This is a genomic window from Streptomyces sp. NPDC016459, assembly GCF_040632845.1.
Classification (GTDB): domain Bacteria; phylum Actinomycetota; class Actinomycetes; order Streptomycetales; family Streptomycetaceae; genus Streptomyces.
This window is the reverse complement of sequence record NZ_JBEYCR010000008.1, coordinates 122,101-141,281: the sequence shown is the minus strand read 5'-3', so window position 1 is coordinate 141,281 and position 19,181 is coordinate 122,101. Positions and strand designations below refer to the sequence as shown.

The following is a 19,181-nucleotide window of genomic DNA, read 5'->3' as shown; positions in this document are numbered from 1 at the left end:
ATGTCAACGCTTGTTGGCAAACAATCGTTGACGACACTTGTTGACCTTCGTGCACTGGCCTACGCTTGTTGGCATGAGCGTCAGCGACAGCACCTCCACGGTTCCCGGCTCCGGCGCCCCCCGCCGCTCCGACGCCACTCGCGGCGCGATCCTCGCGGCGGCCCGCGAGCGCTTCGCGACCGACGGCTACGAGCGAGCCACCATCCGCGCCATCGCCAAGGACGCGAACATCGATCCGTCGATGGTGATGCGGTACTACCGCAACAAGGAGGGCCTCTTCGCGGCGGCCGTCGCCATCGACCTGCGGCTGCCGGACGTGAGCGGGGCGGACCGCCGGCAGGACGCGGGGCGGATCCTCGTCGAGCACTTCCTCGACATGTGGGAGGACAACGAGGTCCTCACCGCTCTGCTGCGGGTCGGCGTGACCAACCAGGCCGGGGCGGAGCGCATGCAGGGCATCCTGCGGGACCAGTTGCTGCCGGTCGCCCGGCAGGTGTGCCCCGACCCCGAGCAGGTCCCGGCACGGGCGGCACTCATGGCGTCCCAGCTGCTGGGGCTGGCGCTCACGCGGTACGTGCTGCGGATGCCGCCGGCGGTGGGGCTGGCGCGGGCGGAGATCGTGGCATGGCTGGCACCGACGATCCAGCGGTACCTGACCGCGTCGAGCCCGTGAGGCTGGCCGGGCACGCGTATCCGCCGCGGCCACGGACACCATATTCGCGCCAGAGGGGCAACGGGATGAGGTTGGAACCCTGAGCCCAGCCCCCGTATCTCAGTGGGGCACGCGTGCCGTTCCGCCAGCGGCAGAACAGCGGCCGGACCGGGTCCGACGATCACTACAGTCCAGTCTCATGACGACGATGACGACGCGTACGGTCGAGTATCCGGCCGACGGTTTGACGATGATCGGGCACCTCGCGCTCCCGGCCGGTGTCGACCGCCGACCCGCGGTGCTGCTCGGACCAGAGGGCATGGGGCTCAGCGACGTCGAGCGCCGCCGGGCCGATGCTCTCGCCGAACTGGGATATGTGGCACTGGCCTTCGACCTTCACGGCGGGCGCTATCTGGGCGACCCCGAGGAGATGCTGGCCCGTTGCCTACCGCTGCTCGCTGATCCCGACCGGATGCGGGGCATCGGCCATGCGGCGCTCGACGTGTTGCGCACCGAACCGCGGACGGACCCCGACCGGATCGCCGCCGTCGGCTACGGCACCGGGGGCGCCGTCGGGCTGGAACTCGGGCGCGGCGGCGTCAACCTGCGCGCCATCGGAACTGTCAACGCACTGACCACGGGCCGGCCGGGCGAGGCGGCGCGCATTCGCTGCCCGGTGTGGGCCGGCGTCGGGTCGGAAGACCCGATCATGCCGCCCGCGCAACGGGACGCGTTCACCGCTGAGATGCAGGCCGCGGGCGTCGACTGGCGTCTTGCGGTGTACGGCGGCGCCCTGCACGGCTTCCACCACCCACCGGTCGACCACCCCACGGTCCCCGGCGTCGGCTACCACCCACGGCACGCGCAGCGAGCCTGGCGCGACGTCGTCGACCTGCTCGCCGAGTGCCTGCCCGTGACGGCGGATCCGGGGCATGACCCAGGTAAGCATGCCGGCGCCGGACACTGACAGTCCCTCCCGTCAAGTCCGCACAGCGGGGGGCGGCGGTGGGGACCGGGGATGGGGAGGGTGTGCGGGTCGAAGGTTTTCTGACCGCGCATGGAGGACTTGCGCAAGTCCATCTGCCGCGCGATGACGCGGTCCATGGGGGTGGTCTGCGCGTTGGCCAGGGCGTAGCGGGGCGAGGCCGGCCATGGCGGAGGCGCGTTCCGTGACCGGGCCCGGGGCGAGGGGGCGGGGCGGGCGAAGTGGAAGATGCACCGACCGGCGTGGGTGGTGTGCAGGGAGACGGCCCTCGCCTTCGACGCCACGGCCCTGACCCCGGGACGCCCACTGCCCCGGCGGCTTTTCCCTGGATGTGCGCCGGCTCTGCCTGCTCTGCCGTCCGAGGATTCGGCGAGCTGACCGTCATCCCCTCCGGCTGACTGCTGCCGCGCTGTGAGATCGGCAGGTCTCCGACATCTCGAGCACCGAGTCATACGGAGGCGTCCCCAGGCCCGTCCTTGGGACGAGCCCCCTTCGGCCCGCAGGGGCCCAGGACCCGACGGAGAGAACATGTCCCAGCTCACTGTCCGACGCGCCCTCGCCGGCGCCGCCGCCGGCGCCGCCCTCGTCATGTCCGGCGCGACCGGCACCGCACACGCCGGCACCAGCAACTTCTACGTCTCGCTCCAGACGAACAGCAACGTCCGCACGGCCCCCACCACGAGCAGCACCCTGGTCCTCAACACTGGTTCGACGGTGGCCCGCTACTACATGGACGGGCTGTGCTACGTGCGCGGCCAGTACGTGCGGATCGGCACGTACGGCACGGACGTCTGGTACCACGGGCACGTAGTGGACGGGCGCATGGCGGAGCCCACGCGCCACCACGTGTACGTGTGGGGCGGCAATGTGAACGTCGGTGACGACCCGGCCGGCCGCCCCTGCTGACGTAGCCCGACACGCGGGGTGGCAGGCCGGGGCAGCGCACGAGCAGTCCGGTGTCCGGATCGTCATTCCCGCCACTGACCGGTGTGCGGGAGCAGGTCTGGGCAGCACGTGAGGAGTGGACGATCCTGGCGCGCCGCTCCCCGGTCCCCGAGGCTGGCCTCATGGTTCGGCAGCACCCCCGAGCCGTGCCCCCGAGGAGCCGTACCGGCGCACGCGCTGGGCTCCCGGCTGTCGGACCGCCACCATGCTTTGGCCCCGGTCCGACAGCCTTCGGCATCTCGCGCACGGTCGCCTCATCGCACGCGTCAGCGCCACGTACAGGTGGCGCAAGCCCCCGTCCGCTCGTCCGGCTCGTCCAGGACCACGTAGCCGAAGCCCTCGAAGTCCCACCGCCCCTCGTGCACGAGCTCGTGGGCCGACGACACGGGCGACGACTGCGACTTCGCCGACCCCGGAGAGATGCAACGCCGACTGCCACGGCTTTTCCCCTCTCCCTGCAGGACGCACTCCTGAGCATCTCGCGACACCCGGCTGGGGAAACGATCGGTGTGAACGCGGGAAGGCACCCCCGGTGATCACCCTCATGTGCGCTGGGCAGCAAGTGGCTACGGTGCCCTTGCGTGCCCGGGCCGACCTGTGAGGCGGCCGCAGGGGACAGCAGGTGACCGAGTTCCTGCTACTCCGGCCCTCTGCGGCGCTTGCGCCCGCGACAGCCTCCTGCGGCCGCGCTGCTCAGACTCCGGCCAGGTCCGCCTCGGCGGGCTCCTCGTCCTTCGCCCGCTCCGCGACAGCGGCTGGAGCAGGGGTTTCGGCCGTGGGCCAGGTGTAGAGGACGAGGCCCTGGCGGGTGTCCTTCTCCAGGCCGTCCTTCACCAGTCTCTCCAGGGTATTGCGGACGGTCTGGTCCGATGTTGCGCGCTCGGGGTGGGCTGTCTTCAGTTCGGCGCTGATCTCACTGACCTTCTTCGGCTCACCAGGCTGCCGGGCAAGGAGTTCCTTGAGGAGTTCACCGAGCGTGGGGCCCGTCGGCTTCACGGCCTTCTTCGCCGCCGCCGTGGTCTTCCTGACGACCGGCTTCTGGGCCGCCGTCCTCGCTGCCGCAGCCTTCTTGGCAACGGGCGCCTTTTCGACCTCGGCGTCCTCAACGACAGCGGGGGCCTTCTTCGCGGGAGCCGCCTTGGCGGGACGCTTGACTGCGGTGGTCTTCTTCGTCGGAGCCTGCTTCAACGCAGCGGTGTCCGTGGTCTCCCTGGCCCTCGGCTGCGGCACGGAGACATCTTCTGTACCGGCGTCAGCCGCAACGCCTTCGTCCGCCGACTCGCCGGCGGACGAGGGCAGGGAATCCAACGTCGTGGCGAGCCACTTCTCCTCCTCCTTCAGCAGGTTCAGCCGACCGATCAGAGTGGCCTGCGCGGACTGGTTAGTGGCAAGGTCAGCGGCGAGCTGCTCCGCGTACTTGGTCTGAATCGAGGTGCTGATCGGCTCGTCGGGCATGCAATCGACTCCTTACGAGGGGATAGGTGTTGCTGCCGGATGCTACTTGGCGCAGGCCCCCATCCGGGCGAAACGACCCACAACGCCCCGGGACCATGCCCTGCATTCCGCCGATGCCGAAGCCGTCCATCCGCAGTCGGGCGGCCGGACCGCCACCATCCACCTCGCGGCGCTCCACGCCGCCGGAATGCATATCTGGTCCGCAAGGTGACTCGGAAGCGGGAGCTGAGATCTCAGATGTGGAGCTCCTGCGGGAAGCCGGTCCAGCGGAGTTCAGCGGGGAGATGGCCGGTGTCGTTGAAGAGGAGAACCGCCGGGGGACGGCCGGGCGCATAACGGATGACGGTCAATGCCGCGTTGGCGTGGTTGATGCCCATCCAGCGCCACTTCGGGGCGTCGAAGGCGGCACGCAAGAGCCAGCCGACGAGGAAGTTGTGTGTGACGACAAGTTCGTGGCGTGGCTCGTCGCCGACGACGGGCCCGGTGAACTGCGCTAGCGCTGCCTCCGCAAGGCCGGGACCTTGCTTGCGATCCTCGACTGGGAAGTGGTTCAGAAAGTCCAGCACGGCATCGGCCGTCTCTGAAGGCAGTTCCTCGCGCGACGGCACGTAGGGGATGTAGTCGCCGGCCGTTGCGGCGGGCTGCAGGGGGACGCCGTCGAGCTGCTCACCGACCAGCCGCGCGGTCTGTGCGGCACGGGAGAGCGGCCCGTGGTGGATCGCCGTCAGCGGGACCCCACGCAGCCGCTCTCCGAGTAGGGTGGCCTGGCGGCGGCCAGCCTCCGTCAGTTCGGTCTCGTCCGACGTGGCCTCGCCGTGCCGAGTGAGGTACAGATACCGGACGGCTGTGCGGATCATGCGCGAGTCCTCCATGGGAGTAGATCTTGCGTGGGGTGACGCCGAAGCGTCCAGGCCGGTTCCGCGTGAGGCTGGTACTCATGAGAGGGCTCAACGCGTCGCACATGCCGCCAAGATCCAACAGACACGGCCGAGTGCCAACCATGCCGACGTGCCGGAGAACCCGTCGCTGCCCAAACCCCGGCAGGGGAACGGCACCGGGTTGACGTCAACGGTCTTCCTCGCACCGCCGCCCAGCAGACCGCAACGCGGATCATGGCCATGGAGGCGTCGTGGTTATGTCCCTTCCAGGGACGCACGGCTGGCGGGCCCGTACACGCCTTTGGGATCCCCTGTGAGGCCCCGGTCCCTCTGGAGCTGCACGACGCCGCGGCGGGTGGCCTCGTCGTAGGTGCCGTTGACGGTGACGTAGGTGAACCCCTGGCCGTACAGCAGTTGCTGCAGTCTCGTGACATCGGGCCCGGTGTCACCCCTGCTGAGGGTTCGGGGTTCGGTCCGGGAGCTCGGTTCCGCGGGTTCTTGTGTCCTGCTCGGTGTCGAGCTGTGTCCTTGGGCAGGATTGTCATGAGGCGAGGGGGCAACACTCGGTGTCGGGCCGGCGTCTGCGGGGGAGCCCGTGACGGGCGCGTCACTCTGGAGGGGATGAGGGGCGGCGGGCAGGGCAGTGCTGGTCGATGTCCGGCCCGGCCCCTGAACTGCTGGGGTGGCGGCGTCGGTCTTGGGCATGGGTGAGACCGGTGTAGAGCCGGACAATCCAGGAAGGCTGGCCACCTGCGGATCGTCGTGACCGGCGTCGGAAGGATGCGGCCCTGCGTCCTTGCCGACATCCAGAACGTACAGTGCGCCGCCGAGGACGGCGGCCAGGAAGAGGCCTGCTGTGCCCAGGCGTCGCCCGGTTGTGAGCCTGCGCTTGCTGCGACCACGCCTGTGGGTGTCGCAGCAAGGCGGCTGTGCGGGCGCCGCCAGGGAGCCGCGTCCGTCGAGCAGGGCTATGTCCGTCGGCTGCCTTGCACCGACTGCGGGTGCTGCGACGGTGGGTACGTAGGGTCGGACCAGTTCGACATCGACCACCTGGTCCGCTCCGGCGAAGTCCGGCACCGGGCAGATGTAGGTGGGAACCTCGTCGGGGCGGGGCGTCATGCTGCGATCCTCACGCAGGTGGTGGGTGGTCAGGCGCGCGTGTTCACGTTCCGGCGGCGCAGGAAGACCAGCCCGCCGCCCAGGGCCAGCAGACCTGCGGCGATGCCTGCGATCACGGTGACGTTCCCGCCGCCCGTCTCTGCCAGGTCGTCGCCGGATGCCGGCGGCGCGGCCGCGCCGCCGGAGGCGTCCGGGGTCACGGACGGGGTCGGGGTGTCCGACGGGACGGTCTCGGACGAGGACGGGGTCTCGTCCGGGGTGTCGCTCGGCGCGGGGGCCTCGTCCGACGGCGAGACCGAGGTCGCCGAGCTGGTACCGGCCTCAGGGGTGGTGCTGGGGGTGGGCTCCTGAGTGGACGGGGCCGTCGTGGTCGTGCTCGGGGTGGGGGTGCTCTCGGCGGTGCAATCACGGCTCCCGCCGTTCCACCAGCTGATGTTCTTCTCCTTGATGACCGGCTTGCCCGGGCCCTCCGGCAGGTCGCCGTGCTCAAAGCCGTCGTCGGCGCCGTGCCGTCCGTCGTACTTCACGCTGCCGCGGTACAGGTCCACTTGCGCGTAACACCCGGCGTCGGGGACGGAGATGTCAAGGGAGTCGGTCGCGCCGCTCGTGACCGACGCACTGTCGAAGTGGTGGAAGACCTGGAGCCCGGAGGTGTTCCACGTCGGACCGTGGGTGCGGTACGAGGCGAGGGAGACGGTGCAGTCGGCAGCGCCCTGGGCGGGCCGGACCTGGATGTGCACCTTGCCGTCGGCGCCCGGCTTGAGGGACAGGTCGTCCACCTTCACGGCAGCTGCCCATGCCTCGCCGTCCAGGGAGAACTCGCAGTCCCCGCTGGTGTCCTGCGCCGGGACCGAGCTTGCCGCCTGGTACGACCCGGCGTTCCGCTTCTCCCAGCCGTCACCGCCCGGCGTCCCTTGGGCCCGGGCGCCGGAACCGCCGGCGAGGACCAGACAGACGGCGGCCGTGCCGCCGACGACAGCGCGACGCGCCACAACTGCTGACATATGAGGTTCCACCCTTGACACAGGGCAGGCCGATTCTGGCCACCGAAAGGGGCTTATCGACCTGGGAGTTCGAAAAGAATGGCCCGAAATGATCACTTGAAGGCCGAACGGATGGTCCGACATTTAACTAGGCATGTCAATGGGGGGCTGCAGGCTTCGTTCACGTGAAGCGGATCTGGCCCGACTTCTGTGAAGGCCGTCGCTCAGCGGCTCACGGCGCTGGAGGGCCTGGAGCGGCTCGTCACCGCCCAGCAATGGTCGTCGCCAACGCCGCCCACGGACTACCCACCCCACTCGCCATCCAGCGCGCAGCCGCCGACGCCTACGCGGACCCGAGGAACAAGTTCGACCTCGACGGCCGCTGGGTGTGGGTCGCCGTCCGCGGCGCCGTCGCCTGCTGGAAGCACTGCAAGAAGATCTGGCGCGGCGGCAAGAAGCTGTGGCGCGGAGCGAAGAGCGTCTGGCGCAACAGCAAGATCCGCTGCGGCCGCTTCCCCAACACGGGCGGTGGCGAGTGCGACTTCAGCTGGAAGGGCCAGCGGAAGTTCGGCATCCACTACCACCGGCACAACTGGTCCGGCGGCAGTTGGTGGAAGAGGTGGCACTACCACCGGCGTCCCGGCACCGGCCGGCACCGGCCGGCACCGGCCGTGGCAGCCGTACAACGACGGCCGACCCTGGTGGAAGCGTTTCTGACCGCCGAGGTCCGACCCTTGTCGGATGATCCGGATGCACCGTAGGGCGGCCGGCCGGAACCCTTCCGGCCGGCGCCCGTTTCTCTTCACACACGTACGAAGGAACTGAGGTCCATGTCCCACGTCCCCTCCTTCCCTCTTCTCTTCACGGACGACGAGGGGGAGACCCAGACCCTGTCCGACCCCGCTGAGCTCGACACGGCACTCGAGTTCGTCGACGACTTCGACCCCGAATACCGCTGCGTCGACGCCGACGGGCAGCGGGTGCGCGTGCTGGTGTGGAACCTGGAGCTGCTCGCCCTCCGGACCGTTCCGGACGACTTCGACGCCACCGGGACGACGATCAGTGAGTCAGGCTGCCCCGGCGGCATCACGGAGTACACCGAGAGTTTCCGCGGCGAGCCACTGCGCGCGGTGCGCCGGGACGCCTCTGGCGTGCTCGCGGCCCTTCCGTCGGACTGGCGCGAGGAGACGACGCCGGACGCCGCCCCCGAGGGCCGGCCGGCCGACCTCACGCCCGAGGAGTTCAACGTTCTGTGGATGAAGGCGCGTGGCGTCAAGCGCTGACCGCCGACACTCTCTTGAAACGACCCACGTCGGCCTCCGAGGCCTCCGAAAGCCGGTCGGAGCCGGGTTTCGGAGGCCGACGTCGCACAGGCTTCAGACCCGACGGCTCCGGTTGCCCGGGCGCTCGGTGACCCTGGCGCGGATCGTGTCCGCGTACCAGGAGGGCTACCCGACTCGACGTGGTCGGCCCGCGCCGCCGTCCGGTGAACTCGCCACCCTCGCGGACCGGTCGGCGCGGAGCCTGCTGGAATGGGACCGTACGCAGCCCGGCGCCCAGGATGCGGACTGCCAGCACTCACGCTGGCACGACCACCCCCAGGGTCGCCTCCTAGCCCACAGCCCTGATCAAGCTCACACGACTCCTCGGACAGTCCCTAGAGGGGGTCCAGCCCGCCCAGGCCCAGCGTATGCAGGGTGTGTTCGGCCATCTGCAGGTGGCCGACCGCGTTGGGGTGGGCTGCGTCGTCGAGCCACGCGATGGGGTCGGCCGTGCCGTGGTGCTTCCGCCAGTGCGTCTCGTGGTCCACGAGGAGCGCGCCGGTGTCCTCGGCGATCTCCCGTACGGCCTGGCAGTACGCGGGAAGTGCCGCGCGTCGCTCCCTGCCCGAGAAACCCACCAGGGCGGGCGTGTGCAGCACGACCTGCGTCCTCGGGCTCACCCCGGCGACGATCCGGCGCATCGCGTCGTGGAACGCGGGCAGGCCGTCCTCTCCGGCGAGGCAGTCGTTGGTGCCGAGGGACACGGACAGGACATCGGGATCGAATCGGCCGATGAGCCGCTCGTGGGCAGCCAGCACGTCGACCGCGCCCCAGCCGGAGACACCGGTGTTGACCACGATGTCGGTGAGCCGGTCCAGCTGCCAGCGGACCCGCTCGTGCAGGTGCTCGACCCAGCCGCGGCCGCCGTGGGTGTGCAGGACGCCCTGAGTGATGCTGTCGCCTGTCGCCACCCAGGTCATGGGGCCGTCCGCCAGCCTGATCATTCCGCGCTCCTCCCGCCCGGCCGCCGCGACTCCCGGCGGCCACGGTGTCCCGTCGTCGGGCTATGCTGCCCGGTCAAGATCGTCCGTGCAAACAGCTCCGGAGGCTCAGGACATCGAACCCCGCAAGACGTGATCATCCGGACCCGGCATCCGCCGTGGGCCCACTGCCGTGCAATGGGCCCGTCCTGTCCGTCGAGGCCATCGGACTGGGCCTCGACCTTCCGCGCGAGCAGGTCACCTCCACCCCGACGGGCCGGGCCGGATACCCGCCGAGGGCCGGCACCGTTCAGCACGCCCTGAGCCGACGGGGTCTGCCGGACCGGACGGACCAGCACTCAGGCAGACCGTCCGGCCTCGCCACGAGAGGTGACGGCCGGGGGAGCGGAAGCTCAGAAGATCAGGTTGTAGGTGTTCCATCCGCCGCCGACCACGCTCCGGGTGGGGCCGGGGACGAGGCTGTACTGCCCGTGGGGCAGGGGCTTGCGCACGCCCTGGTAGAGCCAGAGCTTCCCGTTGCGGTCGCGGGCGACGAGGTCGGGGTTCCTGTCACGTCCGAGGTCGGACGCACCGGCGATGGCGGTGTAGATGTTCCACCCGCCGCCGACGCGCTGTCTCGCTTCGAAGGGCGGACCGGGAATGATGCCCGTGCGTTCGTACTTCCAGAGCGCGCCGTCCTTGTCACGGCCCAGAACACCGTCCCCGGCACCGTTCATGGTCAGGGCGGTGTACGTGTTCCAGCCGCCGCCCACCCGCTGCCGCGGTGTGAACGGAACGCCGCCGTACCCAGGCTCGTAGCGCCAGAGCACGCCCTCCTTGTCGCGGGCGACCAGACCGCCGTCGCCGACGCCGACGAGGGCCGTGTAGACGTTCCAGCCGCCACCGACCCGCTTCCGCGGCGCGAAGGGCGCGGAAGGATCGTCGGTGCCCGCGTAGTACCAGAGCACACCCGCCCTGTCGCGGGCCACGAGGGAGCCCTGGCCATCTGCCCTGGCGCTCCTGACCGGGGTGACGGCGGTGTAGGCGTTCCAGCCGCCACCGACGCGCTTGCGCGCGGCGAACGGCCTGGTGACGTCGCCCGTGCCCTCGTACCGCCACAGCACGCCGTACGCGTCCCGCGCGTGTACGGTGCCGCGCAGCCGCGGCGGAGGCGTCCCGGGGACGAAGTCGAGGCCGACCGTTCCCCGAGCCACCACCGCGCCCGTGCTGTCCTTCAGCTCGACCCGGGCTTCCTTGTCGATCAGGGCGAGCGCACTCGCGTCGGCGTCCAGGGTGACCGTGTAGGCAAGGGTGCCTGCGGCGGTCACCGTCGGAAGGTCGAGAGACGGGGGATCGACATCCTGCATGTCGTGCACGTAGGGCATGTTCCACCGGCACTCGCCGTACGCGACGCCGTCGACCGAACAGGTGGAACGGATCACGTTCTCGCTCACCGGCGAGCTTCCCGCAAGCTCGGTGAGCGTGGTGGGCAGCCGGAGGACCCCGGTCAACGGCCCCTGGACCCCCGTCGGCAGCGAGGCCGTGAACCGCAGCGCCACCGCCCCTTCCTCGCCCGCCGGAACGGCCACAGGACCGCCGTCCTGGACGACCGTCCCGACCTCCGCCGTCGTGACGGCGGCCTGCATCGCGGGCGCGGCGAAGGCCGCCGATCCCCCGAACGTCACCGGCGCCACCGCGGCGATCAACGCCGCCGCCACCACTGCCGTAGGCACACGTGCCATGAAATCCTCCTCGCCCCCCGGATGCGGAGGGATCTGATGCTCACGGAGCGCCGACCCGCTTCCCGTGCACCTGTTTGACCCGTGACGCCACGAAAGGTTGTGCGCGCCCTCATGCGCATCACCGCCTTCGACACGAGGACGGACGCCGACGATGACGACGTGCGCCCGGGCCTTCTGGCATGGGGACGGCACGGCCGTGAGCACGCGAAAGGGCCAGCGCCGCAGACTCACGCCTCTGCGCCGGCCCTCTGTGCCTGCCGGGACCGGCCGGGCCGGGTCCGAGGCACCGCCGGGGGAGCCGGGGCTCCAGGTGCCCGACGGGCCTGGGGGCGGGGACGCGTTGAGCAGGCCGGTCGCCGGCGGCGCGCTCGGCGGCCGTCATCGCCCGCGTACCATGGGCGGCCGACTCAGGCAGAAGGTGGAGAGCCCGCAGGGCACTGGGCAGTGTTGGTCCCGCTGTGGGAAGACCATCCAGCACTCCCGCCCTGTGGGCCACGGCGTCGGGCGGAAACGGGAGGACCGGTGGGACCCCGAGTTGCTCGGTCCCTCGTCACGGACGCCGTCCTTCTCCCGCCCCGGATACAGGGCGAGCGGTCTCGTAGCGGTCGGCGCCGCGAGGGGCCCGGGTCTGGAACAGGTCACCCGCCTCCGGGGTCGAGAGCCACACGCAACCGAGCGGCGGACCGTCCGCCTCCCGCCGTCCCACGAAGTGCCACGCGCGAAGTCGAGGTCCTGGTCGTCGGCGAGCAAAAAGGTTCCTGCGGATGGGCGGCCGCGGGCGTCCGGACCGCGTGCCGGGCGGATCCCGGCGATGATGGCCACCCGGGCGGGCACCGGTCCGCGCCCCGCGCCGCAGCGTCGCGCCGAGGCGGTGCAACCGATCCGCGGACGGCGGTGTTCTGAGAGGTGATGGACGAGATGCCTGCTCCGCTCACCGAGCTGCTCGCGGCGAACCTCGACCGTGGGTTCGCCGAGCTCGTGCGGACCCACGGCGGCTCGGTGTACGCGGTGCTGCTGCGGCTGAACGGGTCGCCGCGCGACGTGGAGGACCTGGTGCAGGACACCTTCCTGCGGGCCTACACGGCGTTGCGCGACTATGCGCCGGAGCGGCGGCGGGCGCTCCAGCCGCGGGCGTGGCTGTTGGCGATCGGCACCAACGTGTGGCGCAACCATGTGCGCACACTGACCCGCCGGCCGGCGGCAGAGGCGGGGGTGGACGTCCAGGACCTGCCGCTCGCGGACGGGAGCCCCGGCCCCGAGCAACGGGCGGAGCACGCGTACGAACGAGGGAGACTGGTGGCCGCGCTCGCCGCGCTGCCGGAGCACCACCGGCTGCCGGTGGTCCTGCGGCACGTGGGTGAGCTGAGCTACACGGAGATCGCCGAGCTGCTGGGACGTCCGGTCGGCACGGTCAAGGCACAGGTGTCGAGAGGGCTGGCCGCACTGCGCGACATGCCCCGGCCGGCGGCGGAGGAGGTGGGAGGATGAGCGGGCCCGGAGACGAGGACCCCGACGGTGCGGCCCGGCGCCGGGTGAACGGCACGCCCGTGCCCGGGGCTGCCCGTCAGCGGTTCACGGACGGCCGGTCGTACGAGGACGGCCTGCCGTACGGCGACGCGCCCGGTCCCGACGCCCCGCCCGACGACGACGCCCCGCCCGGCCTCGACGTCCTGCCCGGCCTCGACGTCCTGCGCGTTCCCATGCCGGCGGATCTGGGGATCCGGATCCTGCGGCGGGCCGGGATCACGGACCACGACTACGACCGGTACACCCTGCTCGACGGCCCGGTCACCGATCTGTTCGTGGCTTTCGGCCGGGGTGCCGTCACCGGTGCCGCGCCCGCCGGCCGGCACGCCGACGCGGAGGCGTTCGAGGAGGCGCACCTGCGGCTGACCGGGCGTACGGCGCTGCCCAGCCGTAAGCCGCTGCCCGGTGTGGTGGGGGCGCTGCGCACCGGCCGGGACCGGACGCTGCGCTACGACTACGGCACGCTGCCGGAGGCGCGGCGGCGGCTGCTGGAGGCGGTGCGGACCATTCCGCGTGGCCAGCTGCGGCCCGCGCGCTGGCTGCTCCGCGAGGCGGGGCTGTCCGATGCGGACGCGGCGGAGGTGCCGGCGGCGGTCCGGGCCAATCCGGCCCCGGTGCTGATCCCGGTGCACCGGCTCAGCGACGAGGAGGGGCGGTCGGTCGCGTGCGGGTTGCCCGCGGAGCTGGTGGCCCGGCTGCGCGCGCACGAGGGCATCGACGAGGAGCGGCTCGTCCGCTTCTCGGCCGACGGCACCCACTGGTTGGGCAGCGGCACCACCCGTATCTTCTGCTACCCCACCTGTGCCCATGCGCGCCGGATCACCGACCGGCACCGGGTGCCGTTCCACTCGGCGGAAGCCGCCCGCGCGGCCGGCTTCCGCGCGTGCCTCAGCTGCCGCCCGGCGGCCGCCTGACCCCTCCGTCACCCTTCCCTCCTCTCATCCCACTGCCGAAGGACCACCGCATGACCGAGTGCTACCAGACCGAACACGACACGGCCGTCGGCCGGCTGACGCTGCTCGCCGACGACGGCGCGCTGCTGGCCTGCCGCTGGTCGGCCGCCCCCGCCGACCGGCTGCGACGGGCGGGTCTGCGGCCGCCGCACGAGGTCGCGGACCCGGGCGGGCATGCGGTGCTGCGGGAGGCGGCCGAGCAGATCGACGCCTATCTGGCGGGCCGCACCCGGGAGTTCACCGTGCCGGTGGACCTGCGCCTGAGCACCGACTTCGGGCGTACGGTGCTGGCCACGCTCGGCGGCGTCGGCTACGGCCGGACCGCGCGGTACGGCGAGGTGGCGGTGCTGGCCGGCCGACCGACGGCGGCCCGCGCAGTGGGCGCGGCGCTCGGCGCGAACCCGCTGTGCGTGGTGCTGCCCTGCCACCGGGTGCTCGGCGCGTCGGGGGCGCTGACCGGGTACGCGGGCGGGGTCGAGGCCAAGCGGTTCCTCCTCGACCTGGAGGGCGGGCGGCCCGCCGCACAGGTCTCCTGACGGTCAGCGGTCCCCGGGCGGCCAGCGATCTCCTGACGGTCAGCGGCCCCCGGGCGGTGGCCGGCGCCTCGGCACTCATCGGAGCAGCAGCCCGGCGGCGAGGAGCAGCAGGACCACGCCGACCACCGCGCCGCCGATCCGGGAGGCGACCGGGGGGAAGGCGGTCCGGCCGCCCGCACCGCGCGCGGACACGACCCGCACCCCGACCTCGGTGAGCAGCAGCAGCCAGAGCGCGCAGATTGACAGGTAGACCGCGGCCAGCAGAGGCAGCGAGCCGGCCGGCGACGCCTCGGGGGGCAGGAACTGCGGCAGGAAGACCGTCAGGAACAGCCCGACCTTGGGGTTGCCCGCCGTGCAGAGGAAGCCGAGCAGCAGGTGGCGGGGCAGCCGGTCGGCCGCAGGCGCGCCCGGGTCGTCGGCCTCGGGGTCGGCGGGCGCCGGGCGCAATGCCTCCCACAGCGCCCGGACGCCGGTCACTGCCAGCACCAGCGCGCCGGCCGCCTGCCAGGCCAGGAAGAGTCCGGGGCGCAGCGCCACCACGGCCATGCTGCCGGTGATCGCCAGCACCGCGTAGCCGGCGCCGGCCAGCAGCATGCCGAGGGCGGCGGCCAGCACGGGAGGACGGCGGCGGGTGCGGCTGACCAGGCGGAGCAGCAGCATGCTGTCCGGGCCGGGGCTGCACACCACCGCCGCGCAGCTGGCCAGGAAGACCGGGCTGGCGGCAGCGGCGAGGGCTGCCGGGATCACCGCGCGGCGCGGCCCGGGGCGGCCGGCTCCGGAGCGGCGGGCTCCGGAGCGACGGGCTCCGCGGCGGCGGGCTCCGGAGCGGGCCGCGGGGCGGATTCCGCAGCCGGTTCCGGCGCGGCCCCCGGCCCGGGTCCCGGCTCCGGTGCGATCACGACGGCGGCTTCCATGGCGCGGACCCGGGCCACGTCCCGCTCGACCTGGGCGGGATCGGTGTGTGCGAGCACCACGAAGCCGAGGGTGAGGGTGCCGAGCAGGTCCCGGGTGGCCTCGATCCGGTCGCCGTCCCGGAGCCGGATCGCCGAGTGGTGGTGGGAGGCCAGCTCGGCGATCCCGTCCAGGGCGGCCGCGCCGGACACCGTCCCGGAGCGCCGGGCGATCAGGAACACCACGGTCATGTGCCGCAGCAGGCGGTAGCCCTTGGGGGCGCTCTCCCCGGTCACGTGCCAGCGCACGGCCCGGTGCACCTGGCTGTCGCCGGTGGCGGCCAGGTTGAACGCGGGGTGGCCGCCACCGTGAGGGCGGGAGTTGATCTCGATCAGGCGGGGGCCCTCGGCGGTCAGCATGATCTCGATGTGCGCGGTCCCCTGCCGCAGTCCCACCGCGTCGAGCACCGCCTCGGCGTAGCGGGTGAGTTCCCCGGCCGCCGGGTCGTCGGGGGAGACCCAGGTGAGGGTCTCGTACACGGCCATCTGCTCGCCGTTGTCGACCTTGCCGTAGCGGCAGATGTCGGCGACGGTGTGCCGGCCGCCGTGGCTGAAGGTGTCGACGACGAACTCGGTGCCCCGGGCGTACTCCTGCACCATCATGCGGTCGTTGAGGTTGTGCCACTGGTTGATCCTGCCCAGCTGGGCGTCGAAGGGCACCCGCCAGTCCGCGCCGGCCGGGACCCGGGTGACGCCGTCCGTGCTGCCGCTGCGGGGCGGCTTGACGACCAGGTCGCGGCCCGTCAGGCCCTCCCGGTCGATCCAGTCCTGTACAGCGGTCCGGTCGTCGGTGCAGATCTGCCGGATAGCCGGGACGCCCGCGGTGCGCAGCGCCTGCGCCATGGCGCCCTTGTCGCGGCGGGCCGCCGAGAGTGCCGGGGCGTTGGCCTGCTCGGGGAGCAGCCGTTCGGTGAGCCGGTCGGCGAGCTCGACCCCGCTCTCGGCGCCGGCCAGCACGCAGCGGACGCCCAGCGGGCGGAGCCGGGAGACCAGCTTCTCCAGGTCACCGTCGTAGGTGAAGAGGCGCCGGTAGCGGTCGGGGTCCCAGGAGTCCGCGTAGGCGGCGGGGACCTCGGGCAGGGAGCTGACCGCGACCGAGGGGACGCCGAGGGCGGCGAACTCGGGCGCGTACCGGGCGCCGGAGGAGAAGGGGTCGACGATGACGGCGACCGGTGCGGACGGCGTGGCGGGGGAGGAGGTCACGGGGGCGGTCCTGTCTCCCGGGGGCCGCCGCGTGGGCCGCCCCCGGGGCGCGTCAGGCTCCGGCGGCGAGCGCCGGGGACAGCGGGAGGTGGCAGAGTTCCACGTCGGCGTCGGCCGGGCCCGGCAGTACTGCGGTCACGGTGTCGCCGGTGCGGACGGCCGGCACCAGGCGGCGCAGCCGGCTGAGCGAGGTGCCCCGCTCGTGCCAGGGGCAGACCAGGCGCCGGTTGTCGGCGTCCGGGGTGCCGAGGTGCAGCGGTCCGCCCCGGTGCGGGCAGGAGGCGGCGAGCACCGACCCGCCCGCCTCGGTGCGGATGTACACATAGGGCAGGTCGTCGATCCGGACGCAGTTGTCCGTGCCGCTGACCTTGAAGGTCACGAGAGGCATGCGCGGTAGTCCCCCACCGAGTAGATCTGGTAAGCGCACTCCTCGGACTCGATGATCGCGCCGTGCAGCCTGTTGCGCTGGATGACCGTGCCCTCGCCGGCTTCCAGGATCCGGTAGGAGTTGAAGCCGCTGACGAACCGCATGGTGCCGCTGACGATGTGGCAGAGCTCGTCGCCCTCGTGGCTGTGGGTGTTGGAGAGCTCGCCGCGGGGTTCGAAGACGTTGGCGAGCGGGGGGTCGATGCGGCCCTCGACGATCGCCGCGTACACCGGGTCGTGCAGTTTCGCGTAGCGGTCGGCGTCGTCCATCCAGGCGATCTGGGTGGCGAAGTCCTCGTCGGCGATGTCGCTCAGGAGGCGGAACTCCTCGATGCCGCGCACGATCTCGGGGATGATCTGTTCGCCGTGCCGGGCGATGAGCGGCTTGACCAGCTTCTCCAACGCCATCCGGCCGTGGTGCTGGTCGATGTGGACGTGCTCGGTGAAGTAGCGGGTGTCCACGGAGCCGTCGAAAACGTCGGTCAGCAGGCTGTCCGCGCGGCGGCAGAAGTCCACGAGCACGCTCTCGGTGTAGTAGAGCGCGCCGATGTACCGGAAGAAGTGCTCGTGGTTCTTCCCGAGGTAGTGGAAGTAGTTGTTCAGGGCCAGACTGGACACCAGGTAGTACTGCCAGTATCGGTGCACGTCGGAGCCGAGGCCGACCGATTCCAGGGTGGCTTCGAAAAGCGTGCTGTGCTTCGTGTCGTGGACGCCGTAGCCGTATTCGTCGATCAGTATCTTGAACCATTCCGACTGCTCGGGCCCGTAATAGCCGAGCACGTTCCGGGCCATCGGGGAGGCTTCGGAGAGGAAGTCCGGTGCGAACTGGATGAGCCATTTCCGGGCGGCCCGCTGCGGGTCGGTGGAATCGCGGATCGCCTTCTCGGCGGGGGACGGCTCAGCCTGGGCGAGGACGTCGAGGCCCTCCAGGTAGGTGAGCAGGCCCTCGGTGGTCCAGTCCCCGCTGACCTCCACCTCCTGCTCCAGGAAGCCGAAGGCGAAGCGTTCCAGGGCGGGGCGTATCAGCTCGCCGCGGGCCCGGTTGCCGGGGCTGTAGTAGCGGCGGAAGTCCTCGCCCTGCCCGCCGAGGCCGCCCTTGGGGAAGAACACCAGGTCGGCCTCGTAGATGCTGGTGAGCAGGCGCTGCGCGGCCAGGCTGCTGTACTCCAGGATCCGGTCCCGGGGGGCCACCCGGTCGAAGTCGAGGTGGGGCAGCACCTGCGGGCGCAGCTGGCGTCGATAGGGGTTGTCGGAGTTCTCCCACTCCTGGTTGTCGGTGTAGAGCGGGTTGGCGGCGTAGGCCAGCACCGCCTCGCGCAGCGCCTCGCCGCGCAGTTCGAACGGCTCGTACGGTACGGGTGCGTGCGACATGTTCGGATCTGCCTTCCGCTGGTCGGTGGGGGCGCGGGCCTGGCGGCGTCGGGTGCGGGCGGCCGGGTTCCGGTGACGGCGGGGTGCGCGCGGCCGGGTTCCGGCGGCGGCCTGCGGGGCTCAGGCCAGGGAGAGGTGGGTGTCGGTCCACACCAGGTCGAGCAGGAGGGTCTCGCCGGCCTCCGCCTCGACCGGCTCGGCCAGCGGCAGAAGCGCCTGCATCCAGTGCGAGCCGACGTTGTCCGGCGAGTTGCGCAGGGTCACCCCGCCGCCGAGGTCCAGCTCGAACCAGGCGACCAGGGCGTGCACCGTCCCCGACTCCCGCACCGGGACGGCGAGTTTGCTGCCACCGGGGCCGAGCGGGTCGGCGGCGAAGTCGAAGGAGGCCAGCTCCTGCGGCTCGGAGAGGACGCGGTGCGGCCAGGTGTGCAGCCGAATCGGGAAGTGGCCCGGGGTGGAGAGGGCGTTGAGGCGGGACACGTCGAAACCGCCGGCCCGGTCGACGCGGTTGAGGTTCACGGCGTTCTCGCTCTGCAGGAGCATCCCGAGGAGCCGGGCCCCCTTCGGCAGCATCACGCCGTTCGTGGCCAGCAGTTCGCTGCGGGCGTGCCGTACGGAGGGCAGGATGCCCTCGCCGATCAGTCCGCAGTCCACGATCTCGGAGATCACCGCGTCGACCCGGCGCGGCAGTTCGCGGCCGACCACCAGCTCGTCGGAGCGGCAGGTCAGCACGGTCACCCGGTCGGCGAAGCCCTCGTCCGCCACCACCTGCCGGGCCACCTCCGCCATCAGCGGGTTGGCCTCACAGCTGTAGACGTGTTCGGCGCCGGCCCGCACCGCGGTCATCGCCAGCAGGCCGGTGCCCGCGCCGATGTCCAGTACGGTGCCGCCGCGCGGGATCACCCGCTCCAGGGCGGTGGCCAGTGCGTCGTTGCGCTCGTGGTCGTTGAGCATGGCGAAGTGCCAGCGCGGCACCGCCTCGCGCACGAACTCGCGGAAGAGGGGCGCCGACGGGGTCAGACTGTCCGGCGAGGCCAGCATTCGCGCCGTGGCCTCGGCGACCCGGCTCAGCTCCTCGGCCCGAGCCCTCAGACCCGCCAGGACGAGCCGGACCTCTTGCTCGGCCGTCGGGCTGGTGACACTCATCAATGGGGGCATGTCGCTTCGCAGACTCCTGGTAGGAATGGCTATTCGAGACACGCTGTACAGAGGCC

Annotated in this window: 19 protein-coding genes; 8 read left to right on the top strand and 11 right to left on the bottom strand. The window is 71.8% G+C overall.

What is annotated here, in order from left to right; genetic code table 11:
* Positions 1 to 73 precede the first annotated feature (73 nt).
* From ABZ567_RS20900 to ABZ567_RS20890, 3 genes are all read left to right on the top strand, one after another.
* Positions 74 to 673, top strand: a complete 600-nt coding sequence (locus tag ABZ567_RS20900; protein WP_360792064.1) for a TetR family transcriptional regulator — start codon at positions 74 to 76, stop codon at positions 671 to 673.
* A gap of 178 nt (positions 674 to 851) precedes the next feature.
* Positions 852 to 1,619: a dienelactone hydrolase family protein gene (locus tag ABZ567_RS20895; RefSeq protein ID WP_360792062.1), complete on the top strand. Its 768-nt coding sequence runs from the start codon at positions 852 to 854 to the stop codon at positions 1,617 to 1,619.
* Positions 1,620 to 2,165: 546 nt separating this feature from the next.
* Positions 2,166 to 2,543, top strand: a complete 378-nt coding sequence (locus ABZ567_RS20890) for a hypothetical protein (protein ID WP_360792059.1) — start codon at positions 2,166 to 2,168, stop codon at positions 2,541 to 2,543.
* A 732-nt stretch (positions 2,544 to 3,275) separates the two neighbouring features.
* Here ABZ567_RS20890 and ABZ567_RS20885 read toward each other — a convergent pair.
* The 4 genes from ABZ567_RS20885 to ABZ567_RS20870 form a co-directional block, all read right to left on the bottom strand.
* Positions 3,276 to 4,037, bottom strand: coding sequence for a hypothetical protein (locus ABZ567_RS20885; protein ID WP_360792057.1), 762 nt, complete (start codon positions 4,035 to 4,037; stop codon positions 3,276 to 3,278).
* Positions 4,038 to 4,270: 233 nt separating this feature from the next.
* Complete coding sequence (locus tag ABZ567_RS20880) at positions 4,271 to 4,894, bottom strand: histidine phosphatase family protein (RefSeq protein WP_360792054.1); 624 nt, start codon at positions 4,892 to 4,894, stop codon at positions 4,271 to 4,273.
* Positions 4,895 to 5,170: 276 nt separating this feature from the next.
* Positions 5,171 to 5,620, bottom strand: coding sequence for a peptidoglycan-binding protein (locus tag ABZ567_RS20875; protein ID WP_360792328.1), 450 nt, complete (start codon positions 5,618 to 5,620; stop codon positions 5,171 to 5,173).
* A gap of 443 nt (positions 5,621 to 6,063) precedes the next feature.
* A complete protein-coding gene (locus ABZ567_RS20870) occupies positions 6,064 to 7,038 on the bottom strand; it encodes an LAETG motif-containing sortase-dependent surface protein (protein ID WP_360792051.1) in 975 nt (324 codons plus the stop codon).
* Positions 7,039 to 7,292: 254 nt separating this feature from the next.
* Between ABZ567_RS20870 and ABZ567_RS20865 the strand changes: the two genes are divergently transcribed.
* Positions 7,293 to 7,778, top strand: a complete 486-nt coding sequence (locus ABZ567_RS20865) for a hypothetical protein (RefSeq protein WP_360792048.1) — start codon at positions 7,293 to 7,295, stop codon at positions 7,776 to 7,778.
* A gap of 69 nt (positions 7,779 to 7,847) precedes the next feature.
* Positions 7,848 to 8,300: a hypothetical protein gene (locus ABZ567_RS20860; protein ID WP_360792045.1), complete on the top strand. Its 453-nt coding sequence runs from the start codon at positions 7,848 to 7,850 to the stop codon at positions 8,298 to 8,300.
* A gap of 374 nt (positions 8,301 to 8,674) precedes the next feature.
* On the opposite strand, the gene ABZ567_RS20855 is transcribed toward ABZ567_RS20860, so the two are convergent.
* Positions 8,675 to 9,283, bottom strand: coding sequence for an SGNH/GDSL hydrolase family protein (locus ABZ567_RS20855; RefSeq protein ID WP_360792042.1), 609 nt, complete (start codon positions 9,281 to 9,283; stop codon positions 8,675 to 8,677).
* Between the two features lie 389 nt (positions 9,284 to 9,672).
* Positions 9,673 to 11,001: a tachylectin-related carbohydrate-binding protein gene (locus tag ABZ567_RS20850; protein ID WP_360792039.1), complete on the bottom strand. Its 1,329-nt coding sequence runs from the start codon at positions 10,999 to 11,001 to the stop codon at positions 9,673 to 9,675.
* Between the two features lie 918 nt (positions 11,002 to 11,919).
* On the opposite strand from ABZ567_RS20850, the gene ABZ567_RS20845 reads away from it, so the two are divergent.
* From ABZ567_RS20845 to ABZ567_RS20835, 3 genes are read left to right on the top strand one after another with little or no spacing between them, the layout of a single operon-like run.
* A complete protein-coding gene (locus ABZ567_RS20845) occupies positions 11,920 to 12,489 on the top strand; it encodes a sigma-70 family RNA polymerase sigma factor (RefSeq protein WP_360792036.1) in 570 nt (189 codons plus the stop codon).
* Positions 12,486 to 13,442 (top strand): Ada metal-binding domain-containing protein, encoded by a 957-nt coding sequence (locus tag ABZ567_RS20840; RefSeq protein WP_360792034.1) that lies wholly within the window; start codon positions 12,486 to 12,488, stop codon positions 13,440 to 13,442. Before ABZ567_RS20845 ends, ABZ567_RS20840 begins: the two co-directional genes overlap by 4 nt.
* Before the next feature lie 50 nt (positions 13,443 to 13,492).
* The gene (locus ABZ567_RS20835; protein ID WP_360792031.1) at positions 13,493 to 14,017 is read left to right on the top strand and encodes a methylated-DNA--[protein]-cysteine S-methyltransferase; all 525 of its coding nucleotides are present in this window, start codon (positions 13,493 to 13,495) and stop codon (positions 14,015 to 14,017) included.
* A 75-nt stretch (positions 14,018 to 14,092) separates the two neighbouring features.
* Here the strand turns inward: ABZ567_RS20835 and ABZ567_RS20830 are convergent, their stop codons facing one another.
* The 5 genes from ABZ567_RS20830 to ABZ567_RS20810 all read right to left on the bottom strand — a co-directional run bounded on the left by ABZ567_RS20830 (position 14,093) and on the right by ABZ567_RS20810 (position 19,113).
* Positions 14,093 to 14,764 (bottom strand): LysE family transporter, encoded by a 672-nt coding sequence (locus ABZ567_RS20830; protein ID WP_360792028.1) that lies wholly within the window; start codon positions 14,762 to 14,764, stop codon positions 14,093 to 14,095.
* Positions 14,761 to 16,170, bottom strand: coding sequence for an ATP-grasp domain-containing protein (locus ABZ567_RS20825; protein ID WP_360792025.1), 1,410 nt, complete (start codon positions 16,168 to 16,170; stop codon positions 14,761 to 14,763). The genes ABZ567_RS20830 and ABZ567_RS20825 overlap by 4 nt, the downstream gene beginning before the upstream one ends.
* A gap of 52 nt (positions 16,171 to 16,222) precedes the next feature.
* Complete coding sequence (locus ABZ567_RS20820; protein WP_360792021.1) at positions 16,223 to 16,558, bottom strand: Rieske 2Fe-2S domain-containing protein; 336 nt, start codon at positions 16,556 to 16,558, stop codon at positions 16,223 to 16,225.
* Positions 16,546 to 17,967 (bottom strand): iron-containing redox enzyme family protein, encoded by a 1,422-nt coding sequence (locus ABZ567_RS20815; RefSeq protein ID WP_360792018.1) that lies wholly within the window; start codon positions 17,965 to 17,967, stop codon positions 16,546 to 16,548. Before ABZ567_RS20815 ends, ABZ567_RS20820 begins: the two co-directional genes overlap by 13 nt.
* Positions 17,968 to 18,087: 120 nt before the next feature.
* Positions 18,088 to 19,113, bottom strand: coding sequence for a 50S ribosomal protein L11 methyltransferase (locus ABZ567_RS20810; protein WP_360792015.1), 1,026 nt, complete (start codon positions 19,111 to 19,113; stop codon positions 18,088 to 18,090).
* Between the last annotated feature and the right edge of the window lie 68 nt (positions 19,114 to 19,181).